Source organism: Geobacillus sp. DSP4a (assembly GCF_013096875.1).
Classification (GTDB): domain Bacteria; phylum Bacillota; class Bacilli; order Bacillales; family Anoxybacillaceae; genus Geobacillus; species Geobacillus thermophilus.
The window spans coordinates 1-17,714 of record NZ_SDLD01000051.1; the positions used below are offsets into that span (position 1 = coordinate 1).

General features: G+C 52.2%; 18 protein-coding genes and 1 pseudogene. 6 read left to right on the forward strand and 13 right to left on the reverse strand.

What is annotated here, in order from left to right; all coding sequences use genetic code 11:
• Positions 1-470 precede the first annotated feature (470 nt).
• From ETC02_RS14445 to ETC02_RS14470, 6 genes are all read right to left on the reverse strand, one after another.
• Complete coding sequence (locus tag ETC02_RS14445; RefSeq protein ID WP_033009992.1) at positions 471-896, reverse strand: STAS domain-containing protein; 426 nt, start codon at positions 894-896, stop codon at positions 471-473.
• 91 nt (positions 897-987) lie between these two features.
• A complete protein-coding gene (locus ETC02_RS14450) occupies positions 988-1,410 on the reverse strand; it encodes an ATP-binding protein (protein ID WP_011231123.1) in 423 nt (140 codons plus the stop codon).
• A gap of 15 nt (positions 1,411-1,425) precedes the next feature.
• Entirely contained in the window at positions 1,426-2,871 is a 1,446-nt protein-coding gene (locus ETC02_RS14455; protein ID WP_171698372.1) for a SpoIIE family protein phosphatase, read from the reverse strand.
• 228 nt (positions 2,872-3,099) lie between these two features.
• A complete protein-coding gene (locus ETC02_RS14460) occupies positions 3,100-4,203 on the reverse strand; it encodes a GerAB/ArcD/ProY family transporter (protein ID WP_171698373.1) in 1,104 nt (367 codons plus the stop codon).
• Positions 4,204-4,256: 53 nt separating this feature from the next.
• Positions 4,257-5,459, reverse strand: coding sequence for a Ger(x)C family spore germination protein (locus ETC02_RS14465; RefSeq protein WP_171698374.1), 1,203 nt, complete (start codon positions 5,457-5,459; stop codon positions 4,257-4,259).
• Entirely contained in the window at positions 5,456-7,081 is a 1,626-nt protein-coding gene (locus tag ETC02_RS14470) for a spore germination protein (protein WP_050367207.1), read from the reverse strand. The genes ETC02_RS14465 and ETC02_RS14470 overlap by 4 nt, the downstream gene beginning before the upstream one ends.
• 125 nt (positions 7,082-7,206) lie before the next feature.
• On the opposite strand from ETC02_RS14470, the gene ETC02_RS14475 reads away from it, so the two are divergent.
• Entirely contained in the window at positions 7,207-7,434 is a 228-nt protein-coding gene (locus ETC02_RS14475; protein WP_021322398.1) for a YczF family membrane protein, read from the forward strand.
• A gap of 69 nt (positions 7,435-7,503) precedes the next feature.
• Here ETC02_RS14475 and ETC02_RS14480 read toward each other — a convergent pair whose 3' ends face one another.
• The 4 genes from ETC02_RS14480 to ETC02_RS14495 all read right to left on the reverse strand — a co-directional run bounded on the left by ETC02_RS14480 (position 7,504) and on the right by ETC02_RS14495 (position 10,860).
• Positions 7,504-9,213 carry an ABC transporter permease gene (locus ETC02_RS14480; RefSeq protein ID WP_171698375.1) on the reverse strand — a complete coding sequence of 570 codons (1,710 nt, stop codon included), beginning with the start codon at positions 9,211-9,213 and terminating at the stop codon, positions 7,504-7,506.
• Entirely contained in the window at positions 9,188-10,087 is a 900-nt protein-coding gene (locus ETC02_RS14485; protein WP_050367206.1) for an ABC transporter ATP-binding protein, read from the reverse strand. Before ETC02_RS14485 ends, ETC02_RS14480 begins: the two co-directional genes overlap by 26 nt.
• A complete protein-coding gene (locus tag ETC02_RS14490) occupies positions 10,084-10,461 on the reverse strand; it encodes a GntR family transcriptional regulator (protein ID WP_171698376.1) in 378 nt (125 codons plus the stop codon). The genes ETC02_RS14485 and ETC02_RS14490 overlap by 4 nt, the downstream gene beginning before the upstream one ends.
• A 120-nt stretch (positions 10,462-10,581) precedes the next feature.
• Complete coding sequence (locus tag ETC02_RS14495) at positions 10,582-10,860, reverse strand: YetF domain-containing protein (protein WP_020754843.1); 279 nt, start codon at positions 10,858-10,860, stop codon at positions 10,582-10,584.
• A 262-nt stretch (positions 10,861-11,122) separates the two neighbouring features.
• Here ETC02_RS14495 and ETC02_RS14500 point away from each other — a divergent pair, with 262 nt between their 5' ends.
• From ETC02_RS14500 to ETC02_RS14520, 5 genes and pseudogenes are all read left to right on the forward strand, one after another.
• Positions 11,123-12,214 (forward strand): GerAB/ArcD/ProY family transporter, encoded by a 1,092-nt coding sequence (locus ETC02_RS14500; RefSeq protein WP_171698377.1) that lies wholly within the window; start codon positions 11,123-11,125, stop codon positions 12,212-12,214.
• On the forward strand, positions 12,214-13,749 hold the full coding sequence (locus ETC02_RS14505) for a spore germination protein (RefSeq protein ID WP_171698378.1): 1,536 nt from the start codon (positions 12,214-12,216) through the stop codon (positions 13,747-13,749). Before ETC02_RS14500 ends, ETC02_RS14505 begins: the two co-directional genes overlap by 1 nt.
• Positions 13,746-14,894, forward strand: a complete 1,149-nt coding sequence (locus tag ETC02_RS14510) for a Ger(x)C family spore germination protein (protein ID WP_100664350.1) — start codon at positions 13,746-13,748, stop codon at positions 14,892-14,894. Before ETC02_RS14505 ends, ETC02_RS14510 begins: the two co-directional genes overlap by 4 nt.
• A gap of 121 nt (positions 14,895-15,015) precedes the next feature.
• Positions 15,016-15,152 (forward strand): annotated as a pseudogene (locus tag ETC02_RS17815) (MFS transporter); the annotation flags it as partial.
• Positions 15,153-15,300: 148 nt separating this feature from the next.
• Positions 15,301-16,593: a sensor histidine kinase gene (locus ETC02_RS14520; protein WP_171698379.1), complete on the forward strand. Its 1,293-nt coding sequence runs from the start codon at positions 15,301-15,303 to the stop codon at positions 16,591-16,593.
• Positions 16,594-16,649: 56 nt separating this feature from the next.
• Here ETC02_RS14520 and ETC02_RS14525 read toward each other — a convergent pair whose 3' ends face one another.
• From ETC02_RS14525 to ETC02_RS14535, 3 genes are all read right to left on the reverse strand, one after another.
• Positions 16,650-16,856: a DUF6501 family protein gene (locus tag ETC02_RS14525; RefSeq protein WP_014195730.1), complete on the reverse strand. Its 207-nt coding sequence runs from the start codon at positions 16,854-16,856 to the stop codon at positions 16,650-16,652.
• A 146-nt stretch (positions 16,857-17,002) separates the two neighbouring features.
• Positions 17,003-17,197 (reverse strand): NETI motif-containing protein, encoded by a 195-nt coding sequence (locus ETC02_RS14530; protein WP_033015194.1) that lies wholly within the window; start codon positions 17,195-17,197, stop codon positions 17,003-17,005.
• A 124-nt stretch (positions 17,198-17,321) separates the two neighbouring features.
• A complete protein-coding gene (locus tag ETC02_RS14535; RefSeq protein ID WP_011231104.1) occupies positions 17,322-17,471 on the reverse strand; it encodes a YflJ family protein in 150 nt (49 codons plus the stop codon).
• Between the last annotated feature and the right edge of the window lie 243 nt (positions 17,472-17,714).

The window sequence follows — 17,714 nt, forward strand, 5'->3', positions numbered from 1 at the left end:
TGAGTGTCTTATGCTCTAGCGGCGAAGTGGACACGCCTCAAAGAATAAGGATTGCTTGAAGCAGTCAAACTTCTTTGGAAGCCCCCACTTCAAATTTTCGCTAGAAAATTAAGTGGGGGTAGTTCACTTGACAATGAGAATGCATTTGCAGAAGCAGGGATGCTCCCGGCCAAGAGGAACAAAACCCCCGAACGAATGTCTCATCGCTCGGGGGCCATCGGCGGCAATAGGGGAACAACTGGTCTGTTCAGTCGTTTCGATCGAGATGCCCGACTGGCGGGTGACTGAACAACACCGCTTCCAGACCCATGCATGGGTCTGGGAAGCAGGTGGTTATTCCGTCTTCCGTCACACCTTGGCGCGACGAAGGCAAGCCTGTGGCTTGCCTTCAGCAGTCGGAAAAATAGACGACACGCTTTTGGGCCAGCGAAATGTGAAATCTTCCAGTTGATTCGGCATGAGAGCCATGTCTATGACGAACGCTGACGCCATGCCGAATAAAGCGCCTCCTGGCTCATATGGTCGAAAGAGCTTGGCGGCGCAAGGGACAACAGCTGTTGTTCATCGCCAACGATCGGCAACAGCCGGTCGAGCTTGGCCATCCGCAAAATCTTTTCGATAGCGGCGTTATCCCGGACGACGATGGCCATGGCGCGGCTTTCGCTGACGATTTGCTTAAAAAAGCGGACAAGGAGCGCTAATCCAGTACTGTCCAAAAATCGAAGGCCGCTCACGTCGACAACGACAAGGCGGCGCTTGACAGCAGCCACCGCCGTCGCCAGCTTTTGTTCCGCCGCGAGCTGCGTATCATAGGCGAGCCGTCCAGTTAGCTTGATGCATTCGTATGCGCGTTCTACAACCATTTCCAATTCAAACGACAACCGATGCTGTTTCATTGTATCCCCCTATCGTGACCAGCCATGCCCTGCCCCCGCCACCACCCGCATTCGTTTCGATCATATGGATGCGTCCTTGCACCAAAGCCAGTTATGTTGCGTTTCGGCTCATTTTCATGACAAGCATCCGACGGCCGCCCTTTTGCTCAACCCACATAACGTCATCCATAATTTCTCGGATGAATAGCAACCCTCGTCCCGATTCGGCGAGCAATACATCAGAGAGCGTCATTTGATCAAGCTGCTCGATCACTTCCGCCGGAACGCCGCCGCCCTCATCCTCAACCGCCACGGCCACATCAGCGCTTGTGACGAAAAAGGAGAGCGAAATCGTCCCCGCCTCCATCCCCGCCCGTTGAACCGCTTTGACGGCATTGACGACCGCTTCATGCACCGCCAACACAAACAATTCCGCATCACGGACAGCAAACAACGAAGCAGCCTGCTCCGCAAGGAGATGGCAAACCAAAACCGCTTCCTCGTCCGCCCGGCAGCGCACGATCCATTCACACACTACCAAGCGCCCCGCCTATCCATGAACCGTGATGGACAATAAGCAAATGTCGTCGGAAGGGCTGACGAGCGGCGGACCTTGGCTGATTAAACGCTCGAGGAAGCGTTTATCCGGCAAATGGCGGCACATTTGCGTACATAAGCGAATTTTTTCAATGCTTTGCAAAATCGACGGGTCGATCTCCTCTAAAATGCCGTCTGTATACAAAAGGAGGCGGGCCCGCTTGTCGTAATGAATCACCCCTTTTTCAAACGGCAAGGAAAACGGGCTGCCAATCGCCAAACCGCCTTTGTCCAACTCATGGACGCTTCCATCGTCAAACACGAGCAGCCCAGCCGGATGGCCGGCGTTCGTATATTCAATTTTTCGCTCTTTCGTGTCAATCACTAAATAAATCATGGAAAACAGGTGACGGATGTCGTTGGCCTCATCAGGAAACAACGTTTGCACATGCTTTTCCAGTTCGCTCGCCACCGAGACCGGGTCGATGACGCGCACGATCAACCCGCGCAAAAGCGAGCGAAGCAGCATGCTCACCAAGGCTGACGAAATGCCGTGTCCCATCACATCGATGACGATCACCCCGTAGCGGTACAGGTCGATTTGATAGCAAGCGTAAATATCGCCTGACAAATCATCGGATGGAATATAGACGGCATCCATCGTCACCGCCTCGTTTTGAATGAGCGGCGTCAACAAGTTGTGCTGAATTTTTTTCGCCAGCTCGATTTGGCGCCGCCGCTCCGCCTCTTTCTGCTTTTGCTTCGTCTCGTCTTCGACAAGGACGATATATCCGTCCCCCTGAAGCACGGGAATGACCGTATAGGCGACATTGACGGACGTGCCGTCCGGACGCTGCACCATCCCTTCGCCGCATCGCTGCTCTTGGGGAGAAAACGGAAGCCATGTTTGGCTGCCGCAGCGAAAGAGCGACCATATCAGGCGGCCGACCGCCTCTTCTTTTCGACGCCCAAACAGCCGCTCGGCACTAAGCCCCCAATCTTGCACGGTTCCGTCCGCCGCCACCGGAACAACCGCAAACGGGGCGGAATCGCAAATGACCCCGAGCCACTCAGACGGCGTCGGTCGATCAGCCGGAGGCATAGCGGTTTGTTCAACAAAATGCCAAACGAGCCATTCTCCTTCGCTGCCTGATAGCCGATAGACGTTCATCCAACTCGTATAGGCTTTCCCGCTTTTCGCTACATGGCGCGCTTCTCCTTGCCAACACCCGTCCTTTTTTACCGCCTCGGCGATGCCATCTAACAACGCGGCCGACCACTCGGCTGAAAACAGAACATCGACCGGCTGCCCGACTAATTCATGTTTGGCAAATCCGAGCCATCTTGGCGTCAGCTCGCTGACCGCAACAATCAAAAGTTGATGGTCGGTCATCACCATGCCGCTGCCCAACTGTTCCGCATCTAGCTGATCGATCGCCTGTACTTTCGCCTTCACCATCGTTCAACCCTTTTTTGTTATAATCAACATCCATCGCTTTTAGCTGACACCGGCTTCCCGAAACAAACACGCGCATCGGCGCCGGGTTGTTTCCACCCCGCCTTCGGGTTGCATGTTCAGCACCACATTTCGCCCATTGTTCCCATTGGGAACAGATTATTGTTGGTATTCGCGGTCTTTTGTTAATTTTCCTGCTCGCTGGCGCAGAAATCTTCTAGTCCGTTTTTCTTATTTTGCCGATGATCCAAACCGCCGGCGAATCGCCGCAATCACAAGCAAGAGCACCGGAATGATGATTTGCATCGGGATGTGCAGATAGAGCGTGACAATCTTTAATCCTTCATGAATATGTTCCCAGTAGTTGCTGGCCATCGCCACCGACCACAATAAGACAAGCGCCCCAAACGCATAAACAAGCCGCTGGTGGTTCGAAAACCCGAATACATGAGCCACCCCCACGACGCCGGCATAAAAAAAGATGGAGACTTTGAAAAACCACCCGATCACTAGAGCGACCATAAAAAAGATATCAAGCCGCTCTAAAAAGTGAGCGACTTGAATGCGGCGGATCGTATCGAGCAACGGAAACGATGAACGTGACACCGTATCAGCTCCCAAGACGGCCGTATTAACGGCCATAATGATCGCCAGGTTGATCCCGGTCAACACCATCCCGGCAACGGCGGCCCGCCGCGCTTTTTCCGGACGATTCAAGTATGGAAACAGCATGGTAAACACGATCATTTCGCCAAACGGCACGTACAACGTTTCCGTGAACACCGTTTTCCACACCCGTTTCCACCCTTCCTCTAACACTGGTTGGAGCTGGGTGAGATCAACAACTCCGGAAGCGATAACTAAGATGAATCCGACAACCGCCAGTATTTGCAACAACGTATAAAGCAGTTCGCCGGTGCGCGCCAATACTTCAATGCCTTTATAGGCGCTGTACATGACCGTCATGGCCATAAGGACATTCAAAACAAACAGCGGCGTTTCCGGATAGGCAAACGTGAGCAACAGTTCGCCAAAATCACGCAACACACGGGCGGCGATATAGAAAAAATAGGTAATATAGAGAACTGCCAACACCTTGCCGAGCGGCTTGCCGACGATATGTGTCACATAGGAAGTCAGCGGCTGATCGGGATAATAATGAAACAAACGCTCATAAACCAAAATCAGCAACAGCCCAAGCGCCAGACCGAGCAAAATGGCGATCCACATATCTTGCTTGGCGCTGACGCCGAGTGGAATGACCATCGCACTGCCATGCTCAAACAACACAATCAGGACAAACAGCTGGCGCACATTGATTTTGCTATGTTCCATCTCGCTCCATCGCTCCTCACTCCACCGTATCCAAGTTTTTGAGCCGAAAACGCTTATTTGATATATGGCGTATTCCGCAATCCCGTGCGTCGAATGGAAGCATCCACTTTTACTGTCACCCGAAGATGAGGGAAATAGCGGTCATCCCACTCTTTTTTGATTCTCTTCCATAAGAGGGGATCGGCGCGATGCACCGCCTCGCCAAAACCAAAAACATCCGTTTTTTCATGCTGGGCCGTTTCAATCGCCTGTTTCACTTCCCGTTCAATTTCCCGGCCAATCGCCTTTTCCAATTGAAACAATAATCGGTAATCAGCCAAATTGATCGGGACGTACGTCTCACTGATATCCCCTTCTGTTTGGATATGAACCAAAATGGAAGGCTGGCCGTTTTTCAATTTCACTTTTAACCCCGTTGTCACTCCCATCGTTTGATAACCAATCGCTTCTTTTTTTCCTTTCCAGGGGATCGTAATATTCGTTTGTTTGATTCGATCCAACACCCAAAGCACGCCTCGTTCCGTTGAGCCGTTCACCCAGCGAACAAGACGGTCTTTTTTAAATAACGCCAGTCCATCCAAGCTGATGCGAGCATCTGGCACAGAGGATTGAACGTTTGTTTGCCGTTTGCCCTGCTGTGGGTTTCCTTCAATGACAACACCCGTCACGACTGTATTTCTTCCTGAAGATGTCAAACCACGAATCGCCCCCCAGACATCAGTGTTGATTGAATGCCCCCAGGACATCTCGGAAAACTCCAACGTCTTAATAATTTTATTGGCGGAAATTTTGTCAATCGGTGTTAATACGCTTAACACCTCTTTCGCTGAGTGGCCATGAGCAATAACCAGCCGCGCTGTCGTCCGAAACTCGTGACTCCGTTCCATCGCATCGAATACGCCATTCAACCCTTGGCGCGCCACTTCTTCGCCGATGACCACCAAGTTGGTATGAGCGTAATACAGGATGCGCGACAGCTTTTTCGAGGCTTTCCGGATTGCCTCGACCAACGTGTCTCCGGTCGACGTATAAATGGAGACGGGCACGCCGCCCGCTCCGCCTCCTCGTTGGAGCGCCCCCGCAACGTTGCCCGGGTTGACGATTTGAAACGAGGCCAAATATCTGCCGTCTTTTGTTTTATCGAGGCCGACGGCAATGACAACGCCCAAATCGGTTAACTCTTTTTTACTCCAACAGCCAGCCAGCAGCACCGCACAAACAAAAAAGGACACAAACATGGCGATAGGTCGTTTCATGATCCATCCTCCTTTTCCCGGCGTGTTGGTGCCGGAGGCTTCGGTTTCTGATCCCCCGATTGGCGAATGATATTTTTCTGGTTAATCAGGCGCGGCCGCTCGCGGTACATCCATGTCGGAATCCGAAACAGGGTATCGCCTACATTGGTTGAAATAAATGGAGCAAGCGGCGACATGTATGGCATGCCAAACGAGCGCAAGCTGCATAAATGGAGAATCATGACCAGCAGACCCATTATAATGCCATAAAACCCGAACATCGCCGCTAAAAACATCAACCCAAAGCGGATGAGGCGGGCTGAGATGGCGATGGCAAACGACGGCGTGGCAAAGCTGGCAATCGCGGTGAGCGAGACAACGATGACCATGGCCGATGAAACAAAACCGGCAGCGATCGCCACCTCACCGATGACAAGCGCCCCGACAATCGACACCGCCTGTCCGACCGCACGCGGCAGCCGAATCCCCGCTTCGCGCAAAATCTCAAATGTCACTTCCATGATTAATGCCTCGACAAAAGCGGGAAACGGCACAGCCTCACGCTGGGCGGCAATGGCGATGACGAGCTGGGTCGGGATCATTTCTTGATGAAACGTCATCGCAGCAATATAAATAGAGGGCGCGACGAGCGAGAGAAAAAAAATCAATACGCGCAAAAAGCGAAGAGCAGTGGCGATATCAAAACGGGCATAATAATCCTCTACCGCTTGAAAAAATTGGATAAACAAAGCCGGCACAATCAGGATAAACGGCGTCCCCTGAATCAAAATCGCAATCCGCCCCTCCAGCAAATTCGCCGCCACCACATCGGGACGCTCGGTATGGTAGATCGTCGGAAATGTCGTAAACGTTTGATCTTCGATTAACTGTTCAATATAACCGGACTCAAGCACGCTGTCCGTATCAATGCGGCGCAGGCGCGCTCTCACTTCCTCGATAACCTCGTCATTGGCAATGCCTTTGATGTACATGATCGCGACATCCGTTTGCGTCACGGTGCCGATTTGCATCGTTTCCAGCCAAAGATTGGGATTTTTAATGCGGCGGCGGATCATCGCGGTGTTTGCGCGCAACGACTCCGTAAATCCCTCGCGCGGCCCGCGGACGGCGAGTTGCGTCTGTGGCTCCTCGATTGCACGATATTGGCCGCCTTTGGTGCTGGCGCTGACAGCGGACGGCACCCCATCCAACAAGATGATGGTCTCTCCGGAAAACAGCTCCAAAAACAGGTGTTCCCAATCGACGACATGCTTCACACCGCCCACCGCGGCCAACTTTTGTTCGATCCACGGAAACGATTCTTTTTCTGTTAATGACAGTGGAAATGACGCCTCCAGCAACGGCGTCAGCAAAAACTCGTACACATGTTTTTCGTCAACAAGGCCATCCACAAAGACGATGGCTGCTTTGATTTGCCTCTCTTGGCCAAGCGAAAACCGGCGGATGACAACATCGCTGCTTTGTCCAGTCGTTTGGCGGATGATGTCAAGGTTGACGGCTAATTCAGCTGACATCGGCTCTTGCGGGACGTCCGCCGCCTCGCCGCTATGGTCCGGTCCTTCTTGTTTCACCCTGTCATTGATCTGCTTTTTTTGTCGGCCCATTCCCCATTGAAACAGCATGTTTTTCCTCCTCACTCCGCTTCCTTTTTATCCCTCATTATGGACACGAAATCGGGAGGACATACGCCCGTGAATCGCTTTTGGATCAATAGAAAAAACTAAAGAAAAACAGCAGGTGGAACACCATGAAACTAATTGTTGTTTGGCTGATGTTTGCCTTGCTCGCCATAGGAACGATGGTAAGCATGGATCAGTTGATGGGGATGACCTTGCATCAATCGTTGCATATCGTGCTGAACCCATTTCGAGTAATGAAGGCACCAGAACTGTTTATTTTCTCATTGTTCGTCCTTTCACTATTGCTCGATCTATTGAACGTTTGGATGTGGAAACGAAAAAACAAAACGTCTTGACCAACAGCCGGGGGCAAAAAGAGGAAGGTGCCCCAAAAGCAACGGGACACCTTTCCTCTTCATCGGGCGTTACCTTTTCTGTATTTGCTCCCAATGATGCTGTTGTTGCAACCACTCGCGAACATGGGTGCTGTGTGAAGATAAGGGAACGGTAAACGAATCGCCGTCGCTTTGCAGCAATTCAATATCCCCCTGCCATGTGCTCCCCCCGCCGATGATGTCCTCCACCGGCTCATTCCACAAATCTTGTTTGAGCGCCTGGACAAACGACTCAATCTCCTTCGGATCGGCAAGCACGACCACCGGACGCCCCGTTTCGACATTGCGGATCGTCACTTGGCGGATCGGCGCATAGCCGCTTGGGCGAAGCAACAAATAATATTGCTGCTTATATTCTTTTGAGCCCATGATGCGCTGAAAATACAGCATGTACGGTTCAATCGGCACTTCGTAGCGGCGGAGGAGACGCGTGCCGTCTTTGAGCACATACCCGATCACAATCGGCCGGACGTTGCCAAAACGTGACGGGAGCGGCTGATCGTGCACAAGCTGCGCATGAAGCGCCCTGACAGCTTTGATGTTGTCCTTCGTGCGCAAAAACTGATCGAATGCTTCAAACTCTCTTTCCATCAAGTTAGGATTTTGCCAATTCATCACCGACTGGCCGAAATAGACTTTCTCAATATCGGACAAATTCGGAACGTGTCTCACATATCCAACCGGATCAAGGCGCACAGTCAAAAATAAGACCGACATCACAGCGGCAAAGGCGATATACCCTTTCCATTTATGAAAAACACGCCATGTTTTCATCACGACCATTTGCGCAACGGCATACCCGATAAGCGAAAACGCAACATACCCAAAGATGATCCATCCCCACTGCCGTTGGACTTGTCCAAAGTAGAACCCGCCGGTCAAGCACATGCAAAGCGCCACTCCATACACAAACAGCGGGCGAAGCACTGAAAAGGCGAGCGCCTGTCCGGCCGCTTCCGTCGGCCGCCGCTCGTACAACCAAATGGACACCCCGAAAAACAGAAGCGACAACAGCAGCAACAGTCCGGCTTCCCCCGCGCTCATCGCCTGATCCGTCAGCATCGCATAACGAATCGGCAGCGCCCAATCCATCAGATTTCCCGATAAATAGTACCCATCGGGGAATCCATACAACCATAACGGCAAATTGCTAAACAGCAGCACCATGATGCCTGTCGGAAAAAAGAGAGCAATATTCGTTAACACAATATGAACGATCGATTGGCCGACGAGCACGCCGACCATGACACCTAGCGCAAAAATCACCGTCTCTACGACAAGCGTCTCGCCAAGCCATCGTCCCACATCCCCCGCTCCAATCGGCCACGGGAGATCAAGTCCGTACAGACATCCGATCGCAACCAAGGCGGTCAACACGAGCGGAACCGCCAAAAAGAGCCATCCAATAAACATCTGCCCGGCAAGCAGTTCGGTGCGGCGGATGGGCAAGCTATGGATGAAATCAGCCGACCGTTTCTCATGCATATAGCGAACCACGCCGGCCGCCGCCAAAATCGGAACGAGCCAAGCGCACAGCGCTTCCATTCCATTGGCTATATCATACACACTGTACCATTGCGGAATATTGCCGACCTTTGGGTCATATTGAGAATACGCGAGCGCCATCGGCAGCACAATCGCAGCCAGCCATAGCAGCCAGTGAATGATGGCAATCCAGCCGATTTGACGAAGATTTTGCCCCCACATGGCGCGGTTAGCCGACCACTGTTTCACGGACATGAGCATCGCCCCCCATTTCATACATAAAAATTTCTTCAAGCGACAGCGGCAGCACATCAAGGATGAGAGGATGAAATGCGCGGACCGTCTCCTCTATGCGCCGCTTTTCCCCGCGGACAATAAGAAGAACGATGCTGCCGCGCTCCTCGCGATGCACGATGTCAAGCCGTTCGGCCAACTCGCTCGGAAACCCGCCGCGAAAGGCGGCTTGCAGCTTATGCATCCCCGCGCGCAGCTCGTCCAAATCGCGCTCGAGCTGCACCACACCGTGCGCCATCAGTCCGACGATGTCGCATAAATCTTCGAGTTCGCGCAAATTGTGTGACGAGATGACAACGGTCATTTCCCGTTCTACTACTTCATCGATTAACAGCTGTTTCACATGGCGACGGACGAATACGTCGAGCCCATCAAGCGGCTCATCCATAATAAGCACGTCCGGCCGGACGGAAAAAGCAAGCCAAAACGCCGCCTGGCGCTGCATGCCTTTGGAAAACTGCTGAATCTTTTTGTTTGGATCAAGCGCAAAGACGGACTGCAATTCCATAAACCGCCCGCGGCTGAACGACGGGTACAGTTGCTCGTAAAAATCCGCCATTTGTCGAATCGTCGCGTGCGGAAAAAAGTAGACAAAGTCCGGCAAAAACAAAAGGCGTTGCTTGATGCGGACATTTTCCCACACATCCTCCCCGTCCACTGCAATCGTTCCGCGATCTTGGCGGAGAATGCCGGCCATCATCTTTAGCAGCGTCGTTTTTCCGGCGCCGTTCGGGCCGAGCAACCCGTAAATCGCTCCTTTTGGCACCATCATGTTCGCGCCCTTGACAGCGGCAAATCGATCAAACATTTTCGTCACGTCCACAAGTTGAATCACGATTCTCCCTCCTCTTTCTCCCCTTCTCGAATCCATTGCCATAACTGCTCATTTGTCACCCCTAAAAACCGTGCTTCCTTGACAAGGCGGACAAACTGCTCACGGACCGCAGCGATCGCCTCGATGTTTGGTTCTTTCGAGCGCGGGGCAACGAAGCTGCCTTTCCCTGGAATCGAATAAATCCAGCCGTCGCGTTCCAGTTCGCGGTACGCTTTTTGAATCGTGTTCGGATTCACCATCAGCTGTTTCGCCATCGTCCTGACCGATGGCAGCTGATCGTGCGGCTGCCATAGTTCGCGGACGATCATTTCTTTCATTTTGTCAATCAGTTGTTCGTAAATCGGCTGGCGACTACGGATATCAAGCTCAAACATCTCCCCTCCTCCTCTCATTGTCACAACCGTACTATAACTAATAGTACACATAAAACAGAAGAAAGGCAAGAGTTTTTTCCAAAATAAAGAAAGAATCCATTCCCGGATTCTTTCTTCATCTCATTCCGGCGCCGTTTGCCGCCGCGTTGACCGTTGCCGCTCGGCGGGCTGATACGTCTGAACAAACAGCCCATCTCCTTCGAGCCACTCGGCGATCAACACGTCTTTTGGCGAGGCAATTCCTTGTTTTTGCAGTTTGGCGGCCAGCCATTGCTCTGTTTTCCCAAGCTCCGCTAATTCGTCTGCCAACAGCTGGCCATCGCGGATCAGCGTCACCGGGACATACACCGGGTGGGGCGGCAGCTGGAAATCTTCACGCCGATCGTCAAATGAAGCCATTTCATGCTGCGCCCCCCTTGCATGCCGTTGATGTTCGCCCTTTCTTCCCTGTATTGTGCCCCCTGCCGCCTGAGAAGTTTCACTGTTGGTTTGCCGTTGGAACGGATAAATTCCCCTGGACTGGAAACACTATCGTTTTAGAAAGCCAATCAGCGGCATTTCATCAGAAAAGAAGCCGGTTCAGCAAGGTTTCTGGAATCAGCAGCCTTTTGCCCTACATCCCCCGCCCTTTGGAGATTGCATGGAAAGAAAGGGATCCATGATGAACGGACAGCCGCTTAGCGCCCTGCAATTGTTATTCATGGTCATGCTGTCAGTCGGGCTGATGAATCATGTCATCATCATCCCCTTTATGCTTGAGGCCGCCCACCGCGATGCGTGGGTCGCCGCCTTGGGAGCGTTGGGAGGTTTGCTCCTCTGGCTGCCGCTGCTTTATTTCACCATCCGACAACTGAACGGCGAGCGGCTGTTTGACTGGCTCAAGGCCCGATTTTCGAGCGCGGCTGCTTATGCGATGGCCGGTGTCAGCAGCGCATTCTTGCTTCTTCATAGTTTTGTCACGTTAAACGATACGGTCACGTTCACCACCACCTCTTATTTGACGGCGACGCCGAGATGGGCGCTGATTTTGGTCATCGTGGCCGTTTGTTTTTATAACTCGTACCAAGGCATCGACTCGATTGCCAACACTTCCATGATCATTTGCCCGTTCGTCATCGTGTTTGGTTTTTTCGTTATGCTCTCGACCACGCCTCATAAAGATTATTCACTGCTCAGACCAACGCTTGAACATGGTGTTGGACCTGTGCTCAACGGCATGATGTACGCCGGAGCGGGATATGTGGAAGTGATCGTTCTATTGTTTCTCTCCCATCGCCTGCCTCGCCCATTTTCATGGAAGGCGCTTGCCGCCATCGCTGTTTTCACAGCCGGGCTGAGCATCGGGCCGACGATTGGCGCCATCACCGAATTTGGCCCCGAGCAGGCGACGCGCCTTCGCTATCCGGCGTTTGAGCAATGGCGGATGGTCAGTTTAGGGACGTACATTGAGCATGTGGACTTTCTGTCGGTCTATCAATGGCTGTCCGGCGCCTTTATCCGCATCTCCTTATCGACAGCGCTGATTGTGGAATTGTTTCCGATCCGCCATCCGCAAACCCGCCGTTGGGTGCTCATTGTCCTCTACTTGGCGATCACATTGGCGGCGCTGGCGCCGGTCAGCGATGAACAGTTTTTGTATTTTGTCAAACATGGGGTGCTGCCGGCATCGCTGCTGTTTAGTCTTGCGCTGTCCGTTGTGTTAAGTGGTTTCGCTTTGTTGGCATACCGAAAAAAGAAAAGAGGGATGACATGATGAAACGACCCATGCGCGCCGCCGAAGGCAAGCGGTTGAAAGACGATTACACAGGGCTCGAGACCGTCATCATCTCCGAAGAGGCGTTGCGCACGATGTACGCCAAATGCCCGGACGTCATCATGACGGAAGCCGCGATTCCATCCTCTTTGCCTGACGGCTCGGCGGCTGTGGTGCACTTGCTGTTTATTTATTGTGAAGAACTGTGCGATACGCAAATGCTGCAAAAGGCCATTTATCCGATGTTCCGCGAGCTGTGCGAACACCATCCATGCTTTTCGGCCGCCGACATCGAGGCCCGCAAACCGGCGGCGCTTGAGTATATGGGAAAAGAAGTGCGGATCGATGATCTCAACTTCAAGCTGTTTAGCGGTGATTTGCTCATTTATTTTCACGAAGCCGATGTCTTGTACACGATGCCGCTCGCCAGCCCGCCAAACCGCGATCCGGAAGAGCCGAACACGGAAGTATCGATCCGTGGACCCAAAGATGGATTTATTGAAGAAATCAGCAAAAACGTGGCGCTCATCCGCAAGCGGCTGCGCTCGCACCGGCTCGTCTATGAACCGTTTGTCATCGGCACGCGCAGCCAGACAAAAGTCGGGCTCCTTTATGTCGATGATATTGCCAACACGACCATCATCGATGAGGTGAGAAGCCGTCTGCTCAGTTTGTACATCGACTCGGTGACAAGCACCAATCAAATTGAGGAGTGGTTGTCTGACACCCGGTTTTCTTTGTTCCCGATGTTCGGTTATACCGGGCGGCCCGATTTTGCCGTCAATTCGCTCCTCAACGGCCGTTTTATCATCTTGGTCGACGGGGCGCCGACCGCCTTGATCGGCCCGGGCAATTTAACGTTTTTGCTGAACACGTCGGAAGATAACAACACGTTTTTCTTGTTTGTCGTATTTCAGCGCCTGCTTCGGCTCGTCGGCACTTCGGTCGCCATTTATTTGCCGGGCGCCTGGGTCGCCTTGACGTCGTTCCATCCGGATCAGCTGCCGTTCACCTTATTGGCGACGCTCATTTTGTCGCGCCAAGGAGTGCCGCTTCCAGTGCCGCTGGAGATGTTTGTGATGATGATTTTGTTTGAGGTGTTTAAGGAAGCCGGGATGCGTCTGCCAATCGCCATCGGGCAGACGCTGTCCGTCGTCGGCGGCTTAATCATCGGCCAGGCGGCGATCAACGCCGGGCTTGCCCCCCCGGCCACACTCGTCATCGCCGCCATTTCCGTCATCTCGACATTCACGCTCGTCAATCAAAATATGGCCGGAAGCGTCACCTTGCTGCGCTTTATTGTCCTGACGGCTTCCACCGTTCTTGGCCTGTTTGGCTTCATTCTGTCGCTGTTTTTCATCTTGACTTATGCAGTCAACTTGCGCACCTGCGGCGTTCCGTACTTGACGCCGCTGGCGCCGCCGTCCAAAGATATCGGGAAAGTGTTTATCCCGAGCACATGGAAGCAGTTCCGCACGCGCGACCGCATTGTCCGTCCAAATGATCTCATTGCAAAAGAGAGGGAACGAAAATGAGGAAGCGAGTCATTCCCATCATCGCCTCTATCATGCTGCTTGGCGGTTGCTGGGACACACGCAACATCGATCACATTGTCTACATTCATTCAATCGGGATCGACTACAAAGATGGCCAAGTAATCGCCTACGTGCAATTGATCGATTTCACCGCCCTTGCCAAAGTCGAAGCGGGGGGCGGCAGAGAAAAAGCGGCGATTTCCGTCGGCAAAGCCGCTGGCGAAACGTTTAATATCGCGACCGACAAAATCTATCCTTCCATTCAACAAAGGGTGTCATGGGGCCATGTAAAAAGCATTGTCTTTACGAAACGGGCCTTGCAAAAAGGCATCGTGGCCGATGTGATCGACGTGCTGAACCGTTACAATGAAATTCGCCATACGGCGTGGGTGTACGCGACCGATGAGCCGATTTCCGACTTATTTCAAGCAACACCGTTGCTCAATGCTTCCTCATATTATTCACTGTTGTCCAATCCTGAGGAAATCTTCCAGCAAAGTTCGTTTATCCGCCCGATCCGGCTCAGCCGATTGATTGCTGCGATGGATGAAAAAGCTGATGTAGCTAGACTCCCTTATTTAACAATTGAAGACAATCGTTGGGTGGAAAATAAGAAGCCAAAACAAATGTTGGCTATATCCGGCATTTGTTTTCTTCACGATTACCGCCTGCAAGGATGCGAGGGCCGTTCCGATTTGCAAGGGCTTCGTTGGTTGGAGCAGGACGTTCGGCGCACCCCGATTTATGTCAAGCAAAAAGAGAAAACCGTTGCCTCCCTAATCGTCCATAATCCAACAACGAAGTGGTCGGTCGACGTGAAGAACGGAAAGTATGCTTTTACTGTAAACGTCAAGGCGCAAGGAAATCTCCTCGAACTGCGTGAACCGCTCTCACGAAAACAACTGACCAAACTGGCGGAACAAACGGTGAAACAAGAAATCCACCGCTTATATAAACTTGGGAAAGAGCAACAGATCGATATATTGAATCTAGCGGAGCAACTGTATCGCCAGCGTCCGGATCTCTGGAAAAAACATCAGATCAACGGCCTCATCCCACTCCATAACAACACGCTATTCGTAAACGTCGAGCTCGTCATCAGTGCATCTGGAAAAGAAAAGCTGAATTACCGCGCTGGCGATTGAAAAGACAAAAATGAAGCGCCCTCTTGCCTGCGCTCACGCTGGGAAATGGGGCTTTCTCTGGTGGCAAGGATCAAGTATAATTTAGCCATATTAAAATCTATGGTTGGAACGGGGGAGAACGATGGGGGTTCATACGGAACGAACAAGCGCCGTCAGCATGACCGTCTACCCGATTTTGTTCGCATCAGCCTCGGCCACTTTTTGAACGATGCGATGCAGGCGGTCATCCCGGCGCTCTTTCCGATTTTGCGCTCGACGGCGGCTTCGTTTACGCTCGCTGCCGCTGTTTGGCGCCTTGGCGGTTTGGCTGCCGAAAGATCGGACATAGCCAATGCATATTTTTCTTTCAATCTCTTTTCGCTATAATGGAAGGTGATAAGGTCCATTCAGTTAGGAGATTTTTCGTATGGCCGGTTTATACATTAACCAGCACGCCTTGAACAACTTATTTTATATTTTGGTCACGATCTTTGCCTTTTCCTTTATTTATGACCATAGTCGAGCGATCCGGCAGCGCCCGCTCTATGGCCGGGCGCTGCTTGGGGTTTGTTTGGCGTTGGCGGCCGTGTTGTGCATGAAATTTCCGATTTACATGGATCCGCTGTGCGTCCATGATTTCCGGCAAATTCCGTTTTTGCTTGGAACATTGTATGGCGGCGGCGCAGTTGGGGCGGTGCTGTTTGTTGTCTTGATGCTGGCACGCACCGTTTTGTACGGATTTCAACCGCTCACCTTGATCGTTTACGCCATCATGTTTGCCATAGCGGCCGCCGCCGCCCCGCTGTTTCGGAAACTGCCCCGGTCCGGCAAGCTGCTGACTGCGCTGTGGCTGACGTTTTTGCTGGCGGTGCTGACGACATTTGTCGCCGTGATTGTTGCTGATTTTCCGGTAACGAAGCCATATATCGTGTATTTTATTATGATGCCGCCGTTCGTCATGATGTTCGCTGTCTATTTGATGGAGACGCTTCATGAGGCGCAGCTCGCTCGGGCGGAGCTGATGAAGATGGAAAAAATGGAGATCGTCAGCCAGATGGCAGCGAGCATTTCCCATGAAATCCGCAACCCGTTGACGGTCGTCAAAGGGTTCATCCAGCTGATGCAAACGGGTCGGCTGCCGCGCGAAACCGAAGAGCGCTACATTCGCATCGCCTTAGAGGAACTCGAGCGGGCGGAAGCCATCATCCGCGACTATTTGACGTTTGCCAAACCGGCGCCAAAAGAGACTGAGCCGATTGATGTCGCCACCCAGCTTCAGAAAGTGCTGCAAATGATTACGCCAATGGCGCATATGCATTCGATCCATGTATCCTCTTCCCTCGAACATGGTGTCGTCATCGGAAACGTACAATATTTCCAACAGTGTTTTCTCAACTTGTTGAAAAACAGCATTGAGGCGATGCCGAACGGCGGCACGCTCCATGTTGCGGCCGAGAACCGGGGGGCATCAGTCGTCATCACCATTTCCGACAACGGCGTTGGCATGACGAAAGAACAAGTGCGCCGCTTCGGCGAGCCATACTTCAGCACAAAAGAAAAAGGCACTGGGCTTGGTGCGATGGTCGCCGTCAAAATCATCGAACAAATGGGAGGAACGTGGACGATCGAAAGCGCCGTACAAAAAGGGACGACATTGACGATCACGTTGCCGGCAAGTCGGGTGGGACCGCCGACGGCAGAACAAAGCGCCGTCGGCTGAACGAAAAAACGGATGCCCTGTTTTGGACATCCGTTTTTTCTTGGTGATTGGCGCGATTATTTGACTTCCTCAAAATAATCTTTGTAAAACCCGCCGACTTTTCCGCTGTTGTCAATGACAAAATAAAACTCGTCGGTTTCGTTTTTTACTTCATATACTTTGCCCGGCGTCAATACATTGCTGACCATGTACTTTTCCGCGTTCGTGTGAACGCACTTTACTTTTTTGATCGTCGGCCGGGTCGCCCATGTGTGATGAATCATGGCGTCATCTCCTTCTCTTTATATTTTTCCCCTTCTTTATTGTAGCGACCCGGACAACCGGCTGCAACGTCCCATTCGCCATTTGCCGCTATGGCCGACGCCTCAAATCGTTGGCGGCGGCGGGCAACCGTGCTAACGACCTGTTGCTACGGCTCATCGCGCACCCCCTCAAATTCGATGATGCGCCCGCACGGCTCAACCATCGTTTCGCCGTTCGTTTCCACTTCGCGGAAAATTGGCTGCTCGATGCGGCGGATGGGGCGGTAGCCTTCCTGTTTCATTCGCGCTAAACAGGCGGCGATCGTTTCCCCTTCCGCTACCGTAAACCGTTTTTTCTTCATCGCTTTCCTGGCCAAAGAGGCGCGCCCTCCCTCCTCCCACTAGAAATGTTGACATATCAAGGCTTCACGGCCTTTCCTTATAACTATTGTACCCCAAAAAAGAAGCCGGATCGCTTCATCCGGTTCAGCATGTTTTCTGCACATATTTTCGGTACAGCCCGTACAGCTCCGCCGCCTTGTACGTTTCAATTTTTTTCCGTCCAACCGGATGACGGGCGATGCCCGCCTTTTTCAACTCAGCCACAAGCCATCCTTTCGAGCCGAAATGCGCCATGGCGCTCCCCCCCCTCTTTTGTCATCCGCTTGTCTTTATGATGTATATGTGTGCAAAAAGGGAGCAAGAACATTGTTGTCCATATGGCGTGAACTACCCCCACTTAATTTTCTAGCGAAAATTTGAAGTGGGGGCTTCCAAAGAAGTTTGACTGCTTCAAGCAATCCTTATTCTTTGAGGCGTGTCCACTTCGCCGCTAGAGCATAAGACACTCAGGTCTACAGCTTTACTTTTCTTTAAGAT

Bases quoted from the DNA above. Each gene is read 5' to 3' on its own strand.
- ETC02_RS14470 (WP_050367207.1), bottom strand. From the start codon at position 7,081: ATGCTGTTTCAATGGGGAATGGGCCGACAAAAAAAGCAGATCAATGAC.
- ETC02_RS14510 (WP_100664350.1), top strand. From the start codon at position 13,746: ATGAGGAAGCGAGTCATTCCCATCATCGCCTCTATCATGCTGCTTGGC.
- ETC02_RS14530 (WP_033015194.1), bottom strand. From the start codon at position 17,197: ATGAAGAAAAAACGGTTTACGGTAGCGGAAGGGGAAACGATCGCCGCC.
- ETC02_RS14455 (WP_171698372.1), bottom strand. From the start codon at position 2,871: ATGGTGAAGGCGAAAGTACAGGCGATCGATCAGCTAGATGCGGAACAG.
- ETC02_RS14500 (WP_171698377.1), top strand. From the start codon at position 11,123: ATGAACGGACAGCCGCTTAGCGCCCTGCAATTGTTATTCATGGTCATG.
- ETC02_RS14465 (WP_171698374.1), bottom strand. From the start codon at position 5,459: ATGAAACGACCTATCGCCATGTTTGTGTCCTTTTTTGTTTGTGCGGTG.
- ETC02_RS14460 (WP_171698373.1), bottom strand. From the start codon at position 4,203: ATGGAACATAGCAAAATCAATGTGCGCCAGCTGTTTGTCCTGATTGTG.
- ETC02_RS14495 (WP_020754843.1), bottom strand. From the start codon at position 10,860: ATGGCTTCATTTGACGATCGGCGTGAAGATTTCCAGCTGCCGCCCCAC.
- ETC02_RS14480 (WP_171698375.1), bottom strand. From the start codon at position 9,213: ATGTCCGTGAAACAGTGGTCGGCTAACCGCGCCATGTGGGGGCAAAAT.
- ETC02_RS14490 (WP_171698376.1), bottom strand. From the start codon at position 10,461: ATGTTTGAGCTTGATATCCGTAGTCGCCAGCCGATTTACGAACAACTG.
- ETC02_RS14475 (WP_021322398.1), top strand. From the start codon at position 7,207: ATGAAACTAATTGTTGTTTGGCTGATGTTTGCCTTGCTCGCCATAGGA.
- ETC02_RS14525 (WP_014195730.1), bottom strand. From the start codon at position 16,856: ATGATTCATCACACATGGGCGACCCGGCCGACGATCAAAAAAGTAAAG.
- ETC02_RS14445 (WP_033009992.1), bottom strand. From the start codon at position 896: ATGAAACAGCATCGGTTGTCGTTTGAATTGGAAATGGTTGTAGAACGC.
- ETC02_RS14535 (WP_011231104.1), bottom strand. From the start codon at position 17,471: ATGGCGCATTTCGGCTCGAAAGGATGGCTTGTGGCTGAGTTGAAAAAG.
- ETC02_RS14505 (WP_171698378.1), top strand. From the start codon at position 12,214: ATGAAACGACCCATGCGCGCCGCCGAAGGCAAGCGGTTGAAAGACGAT.
- ETC02_RS14520 (WP_171698379.1), top strand. From the start codon at position 15,301: ATGGCCGGTTTATACATTAACCAGCACGCCTTGAACAACTTATTTTAT.